This is a genomic window from Flavobacterium soyangense (genome assembly GCF_015277675.1).
Lineage (GTDB): Bacteria > Bacteroidota > Bacteroidia > Flavobacteriales > Flavobacteriaceae > Flavobacterium > Flavobacterium soyangense.
This window is the reverse complement of record NZ_JADHEC010000004.1, coordinates 64,330-81,862: the sequence shown is the minus strand read 5'-3', so window position 1 is coordinate 81,862 and position 17,533 is coordinate 64,330. Positions and strand designations below refer to the sequence as shown.

At 31.6% G+C, this 17,533-nt stretch carries 11 protein-coding genes; 2 read left to right on the top strand and 9 right to left on the bottom strand.

The genetic code is table 11. From position 1 onward, the window contains the following. Window positions 1-381: 381 nt before the first annotated feature. The 9 genes from IR213_RS03055 to IR213_RS03015 all read right to left on the bottom strand — a co-directional run bounded on the left by IR213_RS03055 (window position 382) and on the right by IR213_RS03015 (window position 10,914). Window positions 382-1,860, bottom strand: coding sequence for an O-antigen ligase family protein (locus tag IR213_RS03055; RefSeq protein ID WP_194310841.1), 1,479 nt, complete (start codon window positions 1,858-1,860; stop codon window positions 382-384). Next, window positions 1,860-3,248, bottom strand: a complete 1,389-nt coding sequence (locus tag IR213_RS03050) for a lipopolysaccharide biosynthesis protein (RefSeq protein WP_194310840.1) — start codon at window positions 3,246-3,248, stop codon at window positions 1,860-1,862. Before IR213_RS03050 ends, IR213_RS03055 begins: the two co-directional genes overlap by 1 nt. Before the next feature lie 12 nt (window positions 3,249-3,260). Further along, window positions 3,261-5,639, bottom strand: coding sequence for a GumC family protein (locus tag IR213_RS03045; RefSeq protein WP_194310839.1), 2,379 nt, complete (start codon window positions 5,637-5,639; stop codon window positions 3,261-3,263). 4 nt (window positions 5,640-5,643) lie between these two features. Continuing rightward, the gene (locus IR213_RS03040) at window positions 5,644-6,396 is read right to left on the bottom strand and encodes a TolC family protein (protein WP_194310838.1); all 753 of its coding nucleotides are present in this window, start codon (window positions 6,394-6,396) and stop codon (window positions 5,644-5,646) included. 12 nt (window positions 6,397-6,408) lie between these two features. Then, window positions 6,409-7,608 carry a sugar transferase gene (locus IR213_RS03035; protein ID WP_194310837.1) on the bottom strand — a complete coding sequence of 400 codons (1,200 nt, stop codon included), beginning with the start codon at window positions 7,606-7,608 and terminating at the stop codon, window positions 6,409-6,411. A gap of 54 nt (window positions 7,609-7,662) precedes the next feature. Next, complete coding sequence (locus IR213_RS03030; protein ID WP_317173110.1) at window positions 7,663-8,031, bottom strand: response regulator; 369 nt, start codon at window positions 8,029-8,031, stop codon at window positions 7,663-7,665. Window positions 8,032-8,057: 26 nt separating this feature from the next. Beyond that, complete coding sequence (locus IR213_RS03025; RefSeq protein WP_194310836.1) at window positions 8,058-8,438, bottom strand: Hpt domain-containing protein; 381 nt, start codon at window positions 8,436-8,438, stop codon at window positions 8,058-8,060. 135 nt (window positions 8,439-8,573) lie between these two features. After that, window positions 8,574-9,515: a UDP-glucuronic acid decarboxylase family protein gene (locus IR213_RS03020; RefSeq protein WP_194310835.1), complete on the bottom strand. Its 942-nt coding sequence runs from the start codon at window positions 9,513-9,515 to the stop codon at window positions 8,574-8,576. A gap of 46 nt (window positions 9,516-9,561) precedes the next feature. After that, entirely contained in the window at window positions 9,562-10,914 is a 1,353-nt protein-coding gene (locus IR213_RS03015; protein ID WP_194310834.1) for a UDP-glucose dehydrogenase family protein, read from the bottom strand. A gap of 799 nt (window positions 10,915-11,713) precedes the next feature. Between IR213_RS03015 and IR213_RS03010 the strand changes: the two genes are divergently transcribed. Continuing rightward, window positions 11,714-12,856 carry an FIST signal transduction protein gene (locus IR213_RS03010; RefSeq protein ID WP_194310833.1) on the top strand — a complete coding sequence of 381 codons (1,143 nt, stop codon included), beginning with the start codon at window positions 11,714-11,716 and terminating at the stop codon, window positions 12,854-12,856. Then, entirely contained in the window at window positions 12,853-17,472 is a 4,620-nt protein-coding gene (locus IR213_RS03005; protein ID WP_194310832.1) for a PAS domain S-box protein, read from the top strand. Before IR213_RS03010 ends, IR213_RS03005 begins: the two co-directional genes overlap by 4 nt. Window positions 17,473-17,533 lie beyond the last annotated feature (61 nt).

Here is a 17,533-nt window from a genome sequence, read left to right as displayed (position 1 = left end):
GGCAGTGGGCAAATAGATATTAATAGAATACATATTGGCACATGCCGGTACGTTTGACCCCGCTGCTATACTATCATCTATCGCCAATTTTTTTTTAAATTATTAAATATCTAATAATTTACTTCTTGCGCCATCCTTATAAATATTACTTTATACAAAGGAATAAATATTAGTGTATGGCTTACTGAGTATAGCGACAACAAATTTACTGTCAGCATGCCACTTCATGGGACTCCAATGATTAAGTCGAAATCTAGAGGAATAGTATTTAATCTTTTGATGATGATATTATTCAAATTATTAATGTTTCTGTAGTTCATGATTTGGGGTTTTACAGTTTTAAATTTTGTTTTTTTCGCAGTAGCTTTATTTTTTTATTTTCTAACTTTTAATTAATTGCGCATCACCTTCTTCAATCAGTGGTGTGTCAAAGGTTTCTGGATTAGAAATAATGGCAATCGTGGCATACATTAATAAAGCGGTAGGCATCGTGCCAAATACAGCATTTCCATAAGACGCCGCCAATATTCCCATCAGTCCAGCAATAAGTGCACTAAGTTTTTGTTTTGCTATAGGGTCTCGAATTTTAAACATTACTTTGTATGACGCTTTTCCAATAACAAAAAACAAAATACATAAATGAATTGTTAATCCAACAATGCCCATCTCGGCCCATATCATAACATACCAACTGTCTGTAGCTACATGAGAAAGAAATGCATTAGGCAAAAACCGTTGTGCTTTGTCTCCAGCGTGACCAATACCACCTCCAAAAGGTCTTGAGGCTAAATATCCTTTCAGAATTTCTTGATTCTTAAGTCGTACTTGCAAAGAAGGCTCGTTGGGGTCAAAAGCAGATCTCATTCTTCTTATTTGATCATTTCCATTAGCGATCATAGTAAATTTGAAAAAAACAAATAAAAAAAGTATTAGAGTAAAGCCCAAACTGACTACACGCAAATTTTTGCTCAAAATAAAATAGGTCATAAATCCTGCCATAGGCACACTTATTGAACCTCTTGTGCCCGAAATCATCATTCCATATATTCCTAAAATCCCAACCGTTAGGAAAAACATTTTAGACAATCCCTTTTTAGTCATAGAATAAATAATAAAAACTACCCCAGCCAATCCTTCGTTTGCACCAAATTGTCCTGCATCACTCATAAAGGAAAAAATCCTTAACTTACCAAATAAAATATGCGTTTGGGCTGCCCCACCATTGAGCCAGGCTTGCTCCGCTGCATCCACTCCAACAAACAATTGAATCATTCCTTTCATTGAGGCAAGAATCGAAAAAACACCCCAAACGTAAAGGAATAAGTCTAATTTTTTATTGGTATTAATAAGCATAAAAGTTAGTGGAATAAACAAAAAGAAATAAAACCCAATACCTCTACCAGCAATCCAAGCTTCTACACTTCGAGCCTCCGGATTTGCTAATTGAAATATGCAATACAACAACCATATTGCTGCTAAAAAGGTAAGGTCTTTATTAGCTGGAGACCAATCAATTCTTTCTTTGAATCTTGAAAAAAACAAAGCTAAATAGGTCAAAATAAGAATGCCATCTATGCCAAAACCTAATGGTAATCCTGGAATATAGCGCGCGATGCCCAGTACTATAAAATTAAGTCCAATTGCTGTAAAAAAACCTAGTATAGGATTTGTAAATAATTTGTACAAATAAATACCTCCTAGTATTAGTGCAAACAAAATACCTAGACCAACAATTTCTAATTTAGCTATAATTACAGCAAATAGGACTGCTGCTATTAATAATAGTAGCAATGTCCGTGGTTTAGTGATACTAGCTGAACCAGAATTTTTATCAAAAGGGTTTGAATTAAAACTTATCATTAGTTCACTTTTTTATGCACCTTAAAATAACTTTCGTAGCGGTTATTGGTTGCTTTATTAATTAGAGTGGAATAAAAATCTAATCCGCTCGAAAAAATTTCTCTATACGATAATGTCAATTCTTTATCTAAAAAGTACATTCCCATCCAAATACCAATTACTGTGAATAGTATGGATGCAACCGCAACAAGGAGTAATGATTTGAATATAAAAATGGCAATGAGGTCTCCAATGACATTGGCAAGAACCATAAAAAACACTTTCAAAGCATTAATTTTAGGTTTATTAATACTGTCTAAACCGATGCCTGTCATTCTATCAATGGGTAATAATAAGCCATAAATTGAAAATACCCGAACAATATTGACTACATTAAATCCTGTAATTGGATCTGTTTTTAAATATTGATTCCCTGAAAGTAAAAACACAAAAAATTCGGCAAAAACAAAAGTGAATAAACTTATAAAAACGAACAAATAAGTAAGCGCACCAGCATAGGAGTAAAACAAATCTTTTACCTCTTCAATTTGATGATGAACACTTGCTTTAGACATTTTTGGAAATGCTGTAGCTACAAAGCTTCGCAAAGGAATTTGTTGCAATTCTGTCAGTTTTAATGGGATGCTATAAAGTGCTACAGCTGCATTACCTAATGGACTAAGGCTAATAATCAAGACATCGGCACTGCGCAAAAGATTGGTTCCTATTAGTGTAAAAGTGGTGTATTTTCCAAAATGCAATAAGGTTTTATTGGTTTCTGCAGTGGCACTTGTTATGTGTTTTGTTCCATCCCAACCAGCAATTATACTGATAAATGAGGTGAAAGCATTGATAATTAGAAGTGCAAAAACTAATTGTGTTAAAGTCATATCTAGAAAAAAGAAATTCACTAAAAGTACCAGAAAAAAGGCCCCACTATTTATCGCTTTGATTACTAATATTTTTCCATACTTTCTATCGGCTTGCAAAACTACGAGGGCATTATTCCAAGGCAGATTTAAAAACGCTAATAATGGATACCATTTGAAAAACAGACTATAACCCGAATTGCCAATGGCTTCTTTAAAAATGAGATTACATACGATTAAAACAATTGCAATTAAAACCGTTGCTCCAAAACCTATCAAAGCATTAGAGCCAATTAGTTTAACTCTAGAAGCATCATCTGCACCAGACAAATAGCGAATTAAACCCGTATTGGTAATACCAAATCGAAACATTTCGACAAAGGAACCTGCGGTGATAAACAAAACCCATTGTCCAAAAACTTCCAAAGACAAACTTCTGGTAAGCAATGCAAATCCTGCAATACCCAAAATTGCGATAACCATATTTCCTGTCAAAGACAGAAAATTATCCTCCCGTACAATTTTTTTAAGTTTCTTCATTAGGGTACTTAATTATATTTGATTTTTAGTAAAAAATTGAAACTGGAACATCGTTTTTATTTTGTTTCTAAATTCACTTCTTTTTTTAGGTAACTCACCTAATAGCGACTCAACTTCCTTAAGTTCAACGCCATTAATTGCAAAATGCATTTTAGAACCCGAAATAGGGAGTAAATCATTTAATGCTGATTGATCGGCTTCAGACCACAATCTGTTGGAACGACAAACAAGAATGTCAATATCAGAATGCGTAAATAACTCTGATGGATAATTGTTATAGATTATTGGCGGTAATTCAATGATAACATAATCGGGAGTAAAATCAAGTTTTATATTATTTTGCTCAAGAAGATCTTTATAGTTTTTTGCTTTATAAAAGCTCTCATCTATTGTATAAGTACAATATTCAGAAGGCTCCAGATAAGTTGTTACATCTGATAGAAAAGAATTATCAAAATCAATTGTTGGATCTGGATAGCCTAAAAGTCTATTCAAAAAAGGAAATTTTCTTTCCTTTTTACTATTTTGTTGCTCAATAGAATAATTTAGAAACAGTATTCTTTTTCCTTCTTTTTTTAGTTCTCGGGCAATATTACCTGCAAAAACAGTTTTGCCTTCCATTTTCTGCGTGCTAAAAAGAACTATTGTTTTTACAGCATTTTCAGAGCTTTGTTTACTTAAAAATTGTGTTATTTTTTGAGTAATAATTTCAATTAATCGGTTTTGAATGAATGGTAAATTGATGGTTTTTGGATGGAGTAAAATTTTAGGCATCATTCCTAAAGAAGGCAATTTCAATATTTCACCAGCCTTTTTAGCATTTTTTAGGGTGTCATCAAAATATTCCATTATTATTATAATTCCAAAAGTTAGAATAAATCCCAAAAACGCTGCTGCGATAATGAGTATTTTTCTTTTGGTAGGCATTGGCGATAAGGGATAAAAAGGAGGATCAATTGCTTTTACGTTAGAAGATAATGCATTGTCTTGTAATTTAAGTTTAGCCAAATTTAAACCGTGAAGAATTTCTATGTAACCTTGTTCTGAAACCGAAATCTCTCTTTCAATTCGGGTGATATTTGCACCTGCTGGAGCATATATTTCGTATTGTTTTTGAAAATTTTTATTGTCCACATCCATCACTTTAAGCTTCGCTTTGATGTTTTCAGATTCGACCGTATTGGCCATCCAATCTGGGAGTACTTTGCTTACAGGCAATCCATCGACTGTGTTTTGATAGGAATACAATTCATTTATACTTTGTTTAATATCATTGCTCAAACTTTCGGATTGTTTTTTTAATCCAATCATTCTAACTTTACTTAATTCGTCATTACTGGATTCTATTTCGGCTTGCGTTAGGGCAATTTTATAATTAAGATCGCCTAATTGTTTCTTTTTTTCAAGAACGCTGTTGCTCTTTAGTTGTATGGCATCTTGAATGTTTAATTTTTTTTCTAATCTTTTAGTTGCTGCTTCAATTCCTGCTAAATCTGCTTTTTTATTGTTGTATTCCACTTCCATATCTTCCTTCACATTCGCAACCGCTTTACTTTGCTCATAATAGTTGATGATGTTGTACGATTTATTGAATTCAAGGAGTTTGTCTTCGGCATTTTTTAATTTTTCATTGGCGTTTGCGAGTTGGCCTTCAAAGTATTTTACGACGGCATCAGATCTATTTTCTTTAATATTTCTATAATTTTTGATACAAACTTCATTATATATGGCTAGTGTTTGTTGGCAAATACCGGGATCGTCAACTTGATAAGTCAACTTTATTAAATCACTATTAGCTATTCTTAAAGATTTTACCGAAGATATTGCGTTAATTGAATAATGAGGATCTTCAAAATTTAGTAATTCGTACACAAAATTGGTGTTGCTACTATTTTTTAAGGCAGTTAGGTTTTTTACGGTTTTTTCATAATTGATTTGATTTATTTCTGGAGGAAATAACAACCCTTCTGAAGTATTTAGTGCGATTGAATTACCACCTGAATTCTTGCCTTTTTCTACATAAGCATAAAGTTCGTGGGGGATTTTTACTTTTAATTTATCAAAATTGGCAGACGAAATGTATTTTGGGTTTGCCTTAGGCAGCATTAAGTGTTGTGCTAATAATCTAATGGCTACTTCTTCTTGAGTTTCTCTTGATTGGATAATATTGATTAAATTATCAAAAGCAGTATTGGTTGCCTGATAATTAAATGTTTTATCCATTTCAATAGAAGAACCCGAAGCAAGCCCAGTATATAAAAGCGTTTGGGATGAAAATTCGAAATGTGGCTTAAGGGTAAGTAGTATTACTAATGAAGCAAGTAATAGTGGCACAATTAGCAATAGCCTCAAATGCTTCAATATTAGTCGTATAAATTCAATTATTTTCATTATTTTATTTTGAAGGTGTTACATTAAATACAAATCCTGCCATATCTTCTAATATTTGTTTGGCGACTAAATATTCCGATTTAGCTGATTCATAGTCTGACTCCATATTAGAAGACATACTAGTTATTCTAACATATTCTGCCACAGGAACTAAACCGTTCCTAAATTCCTTTTCGACCATTTGCATATTGACCTTTCCATTGCCTAAACTTTCGGATTTTATTTGAAGTAATTTTTGCTTTAAAATTAAGTCTTGATATAATTTTATAGTAGTTTGTCTGATCTCATCTTCTTGAAATTGCACCATACTTTTGGATTCTTCAAGCTCCATTTTGGCAAGATTTATTTGATTTTTTCTGTTTAATATATCGAATACGGGAAATTTAAGATAGAGTCCAACACCATAATTCCATTGTTTTGTGCTTGTGTTTATATAAGTAGTAGAAGTACTTCCATCAGCACTTAATGAAGTATTATCAAAAGTGCCATAACGGCTGTCGGCTTGTATACCCAAGTTTCTCGTCCAATAAATCCTTTCCGATTTAAGCTTATTGGCTTCCACTTCTACATGCTGTTTTCTAAATCGCACCATTCCATTACGTTTTAGGACTGAATCTATTACAGCTTTAATTGGAGGTAAGTTGAATTCATTTGTACTTGTTGGCATAATTTCTTGTGAAGTTGTTTGTGCCAATGTATACTCAATACAGAAAATATTTAGGTATAATATAAAGATAGATTTTAATAGTAGTTTCATTTTTTTGTTATTTTAAACAGAATCTTTTTGCAGTAAGGCAGGTATAGTACGTAGAATGAGTTTGATATCATACCAAAAGGAGAAATTATCACCTCTAAAATGTTCAGCATATTCATTGTCAAGACGCATTCGTTCCTCTTCAGACATATTGCCACCTTTTCCTCTCAATTCCACCTGCCATAAACCAGTAATTCCGGCAGGAGCTAGAAATCGTTTTGATAATGTGTCAGCTGTAAGCATTTCTGCTTCATAAACGGGTAAAGGTCTATTGCCTACTATAGACATATCACCTTTTAGTACATTAATAAGTTGCGGTAACTCATCGATACTGGTATTTCTTATAAATTTACCAACTCTTGTCACTCGAGGATCATCAACGATTTTAACAAATGTAGAATTGTTTTTTGCAGCTTCAATTTTTTGGACATTAAACCAGTAATCACAAATTTCATGCGTGTCAATATACATTGCAGGTGAGCAAGTTTCTCCTTTGGGTAATTTGCTGCATCTTGGGCATAACATGTTTGCTAAATTGGTGGTAGGCTTTTGCTCTGTATTGTATTGATTTTTTTCTTTGGCTAGCTTTTTCAAGAGTTCATCTGAACCGGTTCGCATAGAGCGTAATTTGTAAAAATCAAAAGTTTTTCTACCTACTCTTTTCGAAATGTAATAGACTTTACCCTTTGATTCTAATTTTATGGCAAGTAATATTAGCAATAAAAAAGGGGAGGCCACTAACAATACAGATGATGCCACAAAAATATCGAAAACACGTTTTGAAACAGGCATTCGATAAGTATCTTCTTTTGTCGTAGGCATTTTTAATGTTTTCGCAGCCTTTTTGTTAAGCTTAAGAAATTCGATCCTATGTAAGATGTCTTCTGGATTTGTAACCGAGGTCACATAATAATCGTCAACTTGTTTTTTGAATGCTAGTTTGTAAATATCACTATTAAATTCCTTTGCCAAAAGAAGGAATGGAATTGCATTGTATTCTGTTTGTTCTTTTATCCAATCAAATAGAAACAACCCATTATTTCCGGGTAAATTATAATTGCAAATTATAGCATCGGGTGGCGTATTCGAACTAAGATAATTGGTAGCTTGAATGCTATTTTCTATGGCTATCAGCGACATTTTCTCATTATGATTTATAACTTGAAAATACTCTGGAGAGTTGCCAATGTATAGTATATTTAAAATTGGATCCATAATTATTTAAGTATGTTCGGTTAAGATAGTTTGGGAATATCGATTTTTACAGCATTACCATTCTATGGCAAAGTGAATTGGGAAAAGATTTTTTTTGACCAATTCTTCTAATTCTTCGGGATTAAAAGGTTTTGTTAAATAATCTTGGGCACCTAGTTTGTAACACTTTATGCGTTCTTTACTTTCGGATCTACCAGACAACATTATAAAGGGAGTGTGTCTTGTAAAACCTCGCTGACGAACGTTAGTCAAAAACTCATAACCATCCATGTTAGTCATTTGAATATCACTTATTATTAAATCAGGAAGGTTTTCTTCAAGCCACTCTAAAGCTTCTAGACCGTCATTAATTGAAACAACATCATAGTCTTGAGAAAGGAAATTTTCTAATAAAAGACAGATGCTTTTTTCATCATCCACCACTAATATTTTTTTTCTTCATAATTTTCTTAATTAATTATATTAAAATCATTCTTCATTTTGTCGACAACTTCCTTTGTAAGGTTTTTAAAACTTAGAATTTTCAACTCTAATTCAGATAGTTCAGATTTTTTTATTGCCAATTCTTCTAAACTTAGTAATTCATTTTCTAATATTGTAGTGCCAAAATAAGTTAGTGTTGGTTTTATTTTATGTGCCAATTTTTCAATTCTTAAAAAATCTTTTTCAGAATAAGCGGTCATGATTTCTTGAATAGATTGTGAAATTTGGTTAATAAAAACTTCAACCATTTTTAAAATCTTTTCTTCATCTCCACGGCACATTTTATGAATCAATTTAAGATCATATAATTTGATTGATTGCGGGTTTGGGTTTTCAGATAATTGCATAATTATTTTAATATTAGATTTACACTTTTTTTTTAAATTGACTTTAATGAAACTAATAATAAAGTCTACAATTCTTTTTTTAAGATTATGGATTTAATTACAAATTTATCATACTAAAGCTAAAGATACATTAACTTATATGACTGATTTAAAAAATTCTATAGTTTTTATTAGGCCTTCATCTAATTCTATTTTCGGTGACCATTTTAGTTCTTTTTTTGCCTGAGAAATGTCTGGTTGTCGCATCATTGGGTCATCAGAAGGTAACGGTTTATAAATAATTTTCGAATTTGACCCTGTAAGTTCTATTACTTTTTCAGCAAGTTCAAGAATTGTAAATTCATTGGGATTCCCCATATTTACTGGGCCTGTAAACTGATCTGGCGATGCCATCATTCTTATCATTCCTTCTACCAAGTCATCAACATATTGAAAACTTCTTGTTTGTTGACCTTTGCCATAAACAGTAATATCTTGGTTTTTTAAAGCTTGAACGATAAAGTTAGAAACGACTCTTCCATCATCAGGATGCATTTTTGGACCATATGTATTGAATATCCGAATAATCTTAATTTTAACATTATTTTGTTTATGATAATCCATGAACAAAGTTTCTGCACAGCGTTTTCCCTCATCATAACAAGAGCGTTCTCCTATTGGATTAACATTTCCCCAATAGGATTCTGGTTGAGGATGAATATGAGGGTCGCCATATACTTCACTTGTAGATGCTTGCAGTATTTTTGCGTTTATTCGTTTAGCAAGTCCTAACATATTGATAGCACCCATAACCGAAGTCTTAATAGTTTTAATGGGGTTATGCTGGTAATGTATTGGCGAAGCAGGACATGCAAGGTTGTAAATTTCATCGGCTTCAATAAAATAAGGAGCGGTAACATCGTGTCTAATCAATTCAAAATATGGATTGTCTAACAGATGCAAAATATTCTGTTTTTGTCCTGTAAAAAAATTATCCAGACAATAAACTTCATTACCTTCTTTTAATAAGCGTTCGCATAGGTGGGAGCCAACAAAACCAGCACCACCGGTAACAAGAATTTTTTTAGGTGTAATCATTTCTTTTAGAAATTTAATTGTTTTTTTTAAGATTTCTTGCCATTGTTTAATTAATGGAAGAAGAAGCAATGAGATTTTTTGTTGTGTCAACTCCTATACAGAAATAATCAAAACCATGTTCTCTCATTTCATTTTTGTCATAAATATTACGACCGTCAAATATAGCAGGAGAATTTAACAACTTGCTTACGATTTTAAAATTAGGAAATTTAAATTCTGGCCATTCTGTAAGGATAGCCAAACAATCAGCATCAATTAAAGTTTCATGTTGATCATCATAATAAGAAATACTGTCACCAAAATGATGTTTAGCTTCTTCCATAGCCACTGGATCATATACCTTAACTTTTGCGCCGGCTTCCAGTAGTTTTTTAACTATTTTTAAAGCTGGTGCTTCGCGCATATCATCTGTTTGAGGTTTAAAAGATAGACCCCATATTGCAATTGTTTTATCGTTTAAATTTCCATTAAAATATTTATTAATCTTATTAAAAATCACTAACTTTTGATCATTGTTTACGTCTTCTACAGCTTTAAGAATTCGAAGTTCATATTTGTATTCACTTCCGGTTCTAATTAATGCTTGTACATCTTTTGGAAAACAGGACCCTCCATAACCAATTCCTGGGTAGATAAATTTGTTTCCAATCCGAGAATCGGAACCAATACCATTTCTTACCAAGTTAATGTCAGCTCCAACTATTTCGCAAAGATTTGCAATATCATTTATAAAACTAATTTTAGTGGCAAGCATTGCATTTGCAGCATATTTTGTCATCTCGGCCGAAACAATATCCATAAAAATTAGTGGATGACCATTAAGGGTAAAAGGTTTGTATAAGCTTTTCATGAGATCCTCAGCTCTTTGACTATCTAATCCAATTACAATTCTGTCGGGTTTCAAGAAATCAGCAATCGCAGCTCCTTCTTTAAGAAACTCAGGATTAGAAGCAACATTAAATGCAATATTTACTTTTCGCTTATTCAATTCCTCTTGAATAGCATTTTTTACTTTTTCAGAAGTACCAACTGGCACAGTACTTTTTGTAACTACAAGCAAATAATCATCCATGTTTTTACCGCAATCACGGGCTACTGCCAGTACATACTTCAAATCGGCACTTCCATCTTCATCAGGTGGTGTACCCACTGATATGAAAAGTACTTCAGAGTCTTTTATGGCTTCTGCAATATTTGTAGTAAAACTCAAACGACCTTTTTTCATGTTTCGCATTAACATTTCTTCAAGTCCAGGTTCATAAATAGGTATTATGCCTTTATTGAGATTGTCAATTTTTTTACTGTCAATATCAACACAAACAACATTAATACCTACTTCAGAAAAGCAAGCGCCTGTGACAAGTCCAACATATCCGCTTCCAACAATTGTTACTTTCATAATTATAAACTTTTATGGGGTTATTTTGTTTTTAAATATACATTTTTTTTTAATACAATGGTTTTTTTTAATACACTGATAGACAGTTGTTTGATGATTTAATAATCGTTAAAGAGATGTTTTTTATCGATGAAAAGCCTATATTTGAATTAATACTAGTTAAATTATGGTTAAAAAAAAAGTAAATGATGGCTGTTTTTATGTCGTTTTGATGTGGACTGAGAATCAAAACAACTTTGAAGTTCAAAAATTTTCCATTTATAAAATTGAAAGATTTCATGAGTTTTAAAATCCAATTAATTAAAAAAGGTTAATGTAAATAAATAGAATTCGTTTTTCTGTATAAACAAAATACACTACATTAAAAAAAGCATAAATCGATTATAAACAAGGTATTAACTAAGAATGGATTCTAATTTTTTGAACTAATCCAATAAAAATATATATCCTTAAAAATGGTGCCTTTTTTAGTTTCTATTTTAATAGAATTTTGTTTTAAATAAAAAAATATTTTCTATTTATTTTTTTTGTAATTTAGTAAACTATTGAATTGCCACTTTAATCAAAATTAACCTATGAATTTCTTAAAAATTTTCTTGATAGAAGACAACCATATTTTTAACAATATTAACAATACTTTTTTTCTTTCAAAGGAAAAACATAAAAGAATATACTGCCGAAATCATTTTGAATTATCTCAATAAGAATCAAAAATGATATTTTAAAAACCAAAAAAAACTTGACATTGGCAAGTCAACCTCTACAATTAAACCCAATCTTCCGAGAATCCTAAACTACTATGAAAACAGCATCTGCCTTATATAAAAACCATTCGTTCTGTAAGGAAAAGAATGATGAAAGTCTAATTTTTGAAGAAGTCCAATTGGTAATTGGATTTGGTTCAAGTGTATTAGTGTCTCAAGAAAAATCCTTTTTTGATATAAAAAATAAATTTCCAAATGCCGAAATTGCTTTGTGTTCTTCGGCAGGAGAGATATATGAAAATGAGGTTTTAGACGATACCATTTCACTTGTGGCAATCCAGTTTCAAACTACTACCTTAAAAACTTCGGAAATAAGCATTGAAGATTTCGAATCCAGTTATGAAGCAGGTAAAACCTTGATAAAGAATTTGCCTCAAGAAAATTTAAGATTAATTTTCGTGCTTTCTGATGGAGGAAAAGTAAATGGCAGCGAGCTGGTAAAAGGGATGAATTTTTCAAAAAAGAAAGATGTCCTTATTACCGGTGGTTTAGCTGGAGACGGAAGTAAATTTGAAAAAACTTTTGTTGGTTTGAATCAAGTTCCACAAATTGGCAAAATAATAGCCATTGGTTTTTATGGTGATAAGTTAGTGTTGTCTCACGGTTCTTTTGGAGGTTGGGAATCCTTTGGACTGGAAAAAACCGTTACAAAATCGAAAGCAAACACATTATTTGAAATAGACAATAATAATGCACTTACTTTATACAAAACGTATTTAGGAAAATATGCAGACGAACTGCCTGGTTCAGCCCTTCTTTTTCCATTGTCGGTTAAGTTTGATGACGATAATATAACCGTCGTTAGAACCATACTTTCTATTGACAATGAGAACCAATCAATAACCTTTGCCGGAGATATTCCTGAAGGAAGCAAAGTCCGGTTTATGAAAGCTAATTTAGATAGACTAATTGACGCGGCTAGTGATGCCGCAGATTCCTGTATAGAAATGGTAAAAAGCAAACCAAAAATTGCAATCCTAATTAGTTGTGTGGGCAGAAAACTAATTATGCCTAATAGAATCGATGAAGAAATTGAAGCCATTTCAGAAATATTTGGAACTGGTACAATGCTCACAGGGTTTTATTCTTATGGCGAAATTTCTCCGCTTAATCCAATGGCAAATTGCGAACTTCAAAATCAAACGATGACCATTACTGGCATAAATGAAATAGTATGAACAACAAATATCACAAGCTTTTACAAAAACAAATAAAAAAACATTTAACAATTGAATGTTTTGAAAACCCATCTTTTAAGGCCTTTTTTGAATCTGTTAATGATTCGTATTTAGCCTTTGAAAGAGATAAAGAAATAATGGATAACTCCTTTATAGAAAGTGAAAAAGAATATCACGAAGTAAATAACCAATTAAAAAAAGAAATTGAATTTAAACAAATAGCAGCAAATAATTTATACAAAAGCATTAATAAGGATGATTTAGATTACGATATAAGGTATGACCATAATGATGATTTGCTTTTTGTTTCAGAATATTTAAGGGCTCAAATTGAAAAAAGAAAAGAAACAGAAACAGCGCTTTTGGAAAACATGAAGGAGCTTGAAGATTACAAGTCTGCCCTTGATCAATCTGCTCTTGTTGCTCTTACTGATGAAAAGGGAATTATAAAAGCCGTAAACGATAAATTTTGCGAAACATCAGAGTTTAACAGAGAAGAATTGGTAGGAAATACACATCAGCTTGTTAATTCAAAATTTCATTCGAAAGCCTTTTTTAAAGACCTATGGAAAACCATTTCAACTGGTAATATATGGAGAGGATTAATTAAAAATAAAAAGAAAAATGGAGATTTTTATTGGGTAGACACTACAATTGTCCCTTTTTTAGACGCCAATAAAAAGCCATTTCAATATTTAGCAGTTCGCTTTGATGTTACTGAAATTAAAAATGCCGAAGCTGAAATTGTAAAAGGTAAAGAACTTGCAGAACAAAGTGAGGAGCGTAATCGTTTAATAATGAATTCTTCGCTGAATTCAATAATTACAATTGATAGTAATAAAAAAATTATTTTTTGGAATCCCCAAGCCGAAACTATTTTTGGATGGAAAGAAGAGGAAGTATTAGGAAAAAACCTGATTGATTTAATTATTCCTATACGTAACAAAGAGAAATGGGATTCTGTAATAGAAAACTATTTAATAAACGGTCAGGAAACCTATTTTAATCAACAAGTAGAATTTATTTTACTCAACAAAAGCGGTAATGAGTTCTTTAGTGAAGCATCTGTAATTCCAATTTCACAAGATGGAGAAACCTTTTTCTGTGGATTTCTTCAGGATATTTCCAAAAGAAAAAAAGCCGAAAAAAGTCTTTTACAAACGGTTGAATTATTGAAAACCCTATTAGCCAATCTCCAATCCGGTGTTTTGGTTGAGGATGAAAACCGAAAAATAATGTTTACAAACCAGTTTTTTTGCGATGTTTTTTCAATTCCACTATCTCCTGAAAAAATGATAGGCATTGACAATAATGATTCGGCAGAACTATCAAATGAATCATTTAAAGATGCAGAATCTTTTAGTCCCAGAATCGAAACCATTTTAAGGGAAAAAAAATTAGTGACTGACGAACTTCTTGAAACATTTGACAATAAATTTTTATCAAGGGATTATGTCCCGATTTTTATCAACGATGAATACAAAGGACATCTTTGGAAATATACCGATGTAACGCAAAGGATACAAAATTACAAACTTTTAGAACAAAGTGAAGAGCGTACTCAAATCATAATGAATTCGGCATTGAACGCCATAGTTACTGTTGATGATAGAGGGAAAGTAACTTTCTGGAATGATCAGGCAGAATCTGTTTTTGGTTGGAAAAAAGAAGAAGTATTAGGTAAAGTATTTACTGACTTCATGGTTCCAGTTCGTAACAAAGATCTTTGGGATCAATCCATTTATGAGTATTTAGTTGAGGGGCATAGTGATTTCCTGAATAGACAGGTAGAGCTTTTTGGGGTGAACAAGGCTGGAGAAGAATTTATTGCTGAGATTACTATCACACCAATTACTAAAAATGGGGAAACATTTTTTTGTGCTTTTCTTCAGGATATTTCCAAAAGGAAAGAAGCCGAAATTCAAATTTATGAGACTGCGGAGTTATTTAAAACCCTATTGGCAAACCTTAACTCAGGTGTTCTTGTAGAAGATGAAAACCAGAATATACTTTTTTCTAATCAACTTTTTTGGGAGTTAAAAAATAAATCCTTTTCTGCTGAAAGTATGGAAGGAGTAGATTTTTCAAAATCTTTTGAAGAGGATAAATATTTATTTAAAGATTCTGAAAGTTTTGTTCCCAGAATAAATGAATTAATGAATCTTAAACAGCCTGTTATAAGTGAGCTTATGGAAACGGTAGATAATCGATTTCTTGAAAGAGATTATATCCCCATTTTTCTAAACAATGAATACAAAGGACACCTCTGGAAATATTCAGATATTACACAAAGGATGCAAAATCAAAAACTTTTAGAACAAAGTGAGCAGCGAAATAGTTTAATAATGAATTCTTCACTCAATGCAATAGTTAATGTTGACAATGAAGGAAAAATAACTTTTTGGAATCGTCAGGCGACAAATGTTTTTGGCTGGAAATCAGAAGATATTATGGGAAAACTATTAATTGAAACCATACTCCCTTATCAGAACAAAAACATTTATGATGCTGAAAACAGAAACCGAATAAGAAAAGACGACGATGCAACTTTAAAAAAACATATTGAATTAATTGGTATAAAACAAGATGGAGAAGAGCTAACAATGGATTGCTCAATTATTCCCATCAATCAAAATGGAGGAAACTTTTTTTGTTTGTTTATTCAAGATATTACTGAAAAAAAGGAAGCAGAGAATATCCGCAAAATTCAAGAAGAAAAATATAAAAATGTTATTGCCCATATGAACCTTGGATTGCTTGAAGTGGATAATAATGAGATCATTCAATATGTAAACCAGAGTTTTGCTAACATTTCCGGTTATGAAATGATTGAACTTATGGGTAAAAATTCATCAGATTTTTTTGTTTTTGGAGATGATTTTGACGCTGTTAAAACTAAAAATAAACTCAAAAAACAAGGGGCTTTAGGAATTTGTCAACTCCCTATTAAAAATAAGAAAGGAGAACTAAGATGGTGGGCAATTAGTGGAGCGCCCAATTTTGACAGCAAAGGAAATGTAATTGGATCTATAGGAATTCATTTAGATATTACCGAACAAAAACAATTGGAGTTAGATCTTGAAAAGGAAAAAACAAAAGCACTAGAATCTTCAAAAGCCAAGGAAACATTCTTGGCAAATATGAGTCACGAAATAAGAACGCCGCTAAATGCGATTATTGGATTTTTAAGAGAATTAGACAAGCAAGAATTTACAGAACTTCAAAAGAAATACGTTGATAACAGTTCTATTGCTTCTAAACATTTATTGGCAATTATCAATAATATTTTAGATATTTCAAAAATTGAAGCAGGTGAAATGTCGCTTGAATCTGAAGATTTTATCTTTGAAAAATCCATTTCAAATGTAGTAACGGTGCTTCAACCATTGTTGGAACAAAAAGGATTGGATTATAACATTAGCATTTCGAATAAAATTGAAAAAGTATTAAAAGGTGACGCACTTAGATTGCAACAAATTCTATTTAACCTTGTTGGAAATTCCATAAAATTTACCAGTAAGGGCAGCATTTCAATAAATTGTGAAGTCGTTGATGATAGTGCTCATTCCCAAGAAATACAAATTTCAATATCGGATACAGGAATAGGAATGGAAGATAGTTATATGGCAACTATTTTTAATAAATTTTCTCAAGAAGATAAAGCAGTCACCAGAAAATATGGAGGAACAGGTTTAGGTCTGTCAATAACTTACGAGCTTGTTAAATTAATGGACGGACGAATTGAAATTGAAAGTAAAAAAAATGTTGGAACAACTTTTCATATTTATATCAAGTATCCAAAAGGGAGTAATCAGTTCATGGATGATATGGATATTGACGACCCCGTTTCGAGTATAGATAATATATCAATTCTTTTGGTTGAAGACAATTATTTAAACCGAATGGTAGCTCAAAATTCCTTGCAATATTACAACTGTAAAGTAACCGAAGCTGAAAATGGGGTTGAAGCTATTGAAATATTGAAAAATAACAAATTCGATGTCATTCTTATGGATATACAAATGCCTGAAATGGGAGGTATTGAAGCAACAGGAATCATAAGAAATCAACTAAATCTTTCTACACCTATTATTGCACTTACTGCTAATGCCTTTAAAACCGAAATCGACAAATGTCGTAAAGCAGGAATGGATGATTATGTCACAAAACCATTTGAGGAAGATATTTTAATAGAAACAATTGCAAAACATACTACGAATAAAAAAACATCCATTCCTAAAACAGTTCTACCACAAGGGTCATCAACATCTGATCAACTCTATAATTTGACTTCATTACTTAATTTAAGCAGAGGAAACAATGAATTTGTTGGTAAAATGATAGGTGTTTTTGTAGAACAAACAACAGAAGTTATAGAAAAAATTTCAGCAGCAATACCTGTAGATGATTTTATGGAAGTAAATCGTTTGATTCATAAAATAAAACCCAGCGTAGAAAGTCTAGGAATAACAAGTATAATTAAAGATATAAAACTTCTTGAAAAAATTGCTAAAGAAACAAAAGATAAAGAACAAATAACAACTCTTTTTAGTGTCATAAAAGAGGTCTTAGAAAAGGCCGTAATTCAACTTAGAGAAAATGAATTGAATTTATAATTCGCATTATAATAACGTATTGGGCATAATTATTTAGAATAAAAAAGAAATGATTAGATCT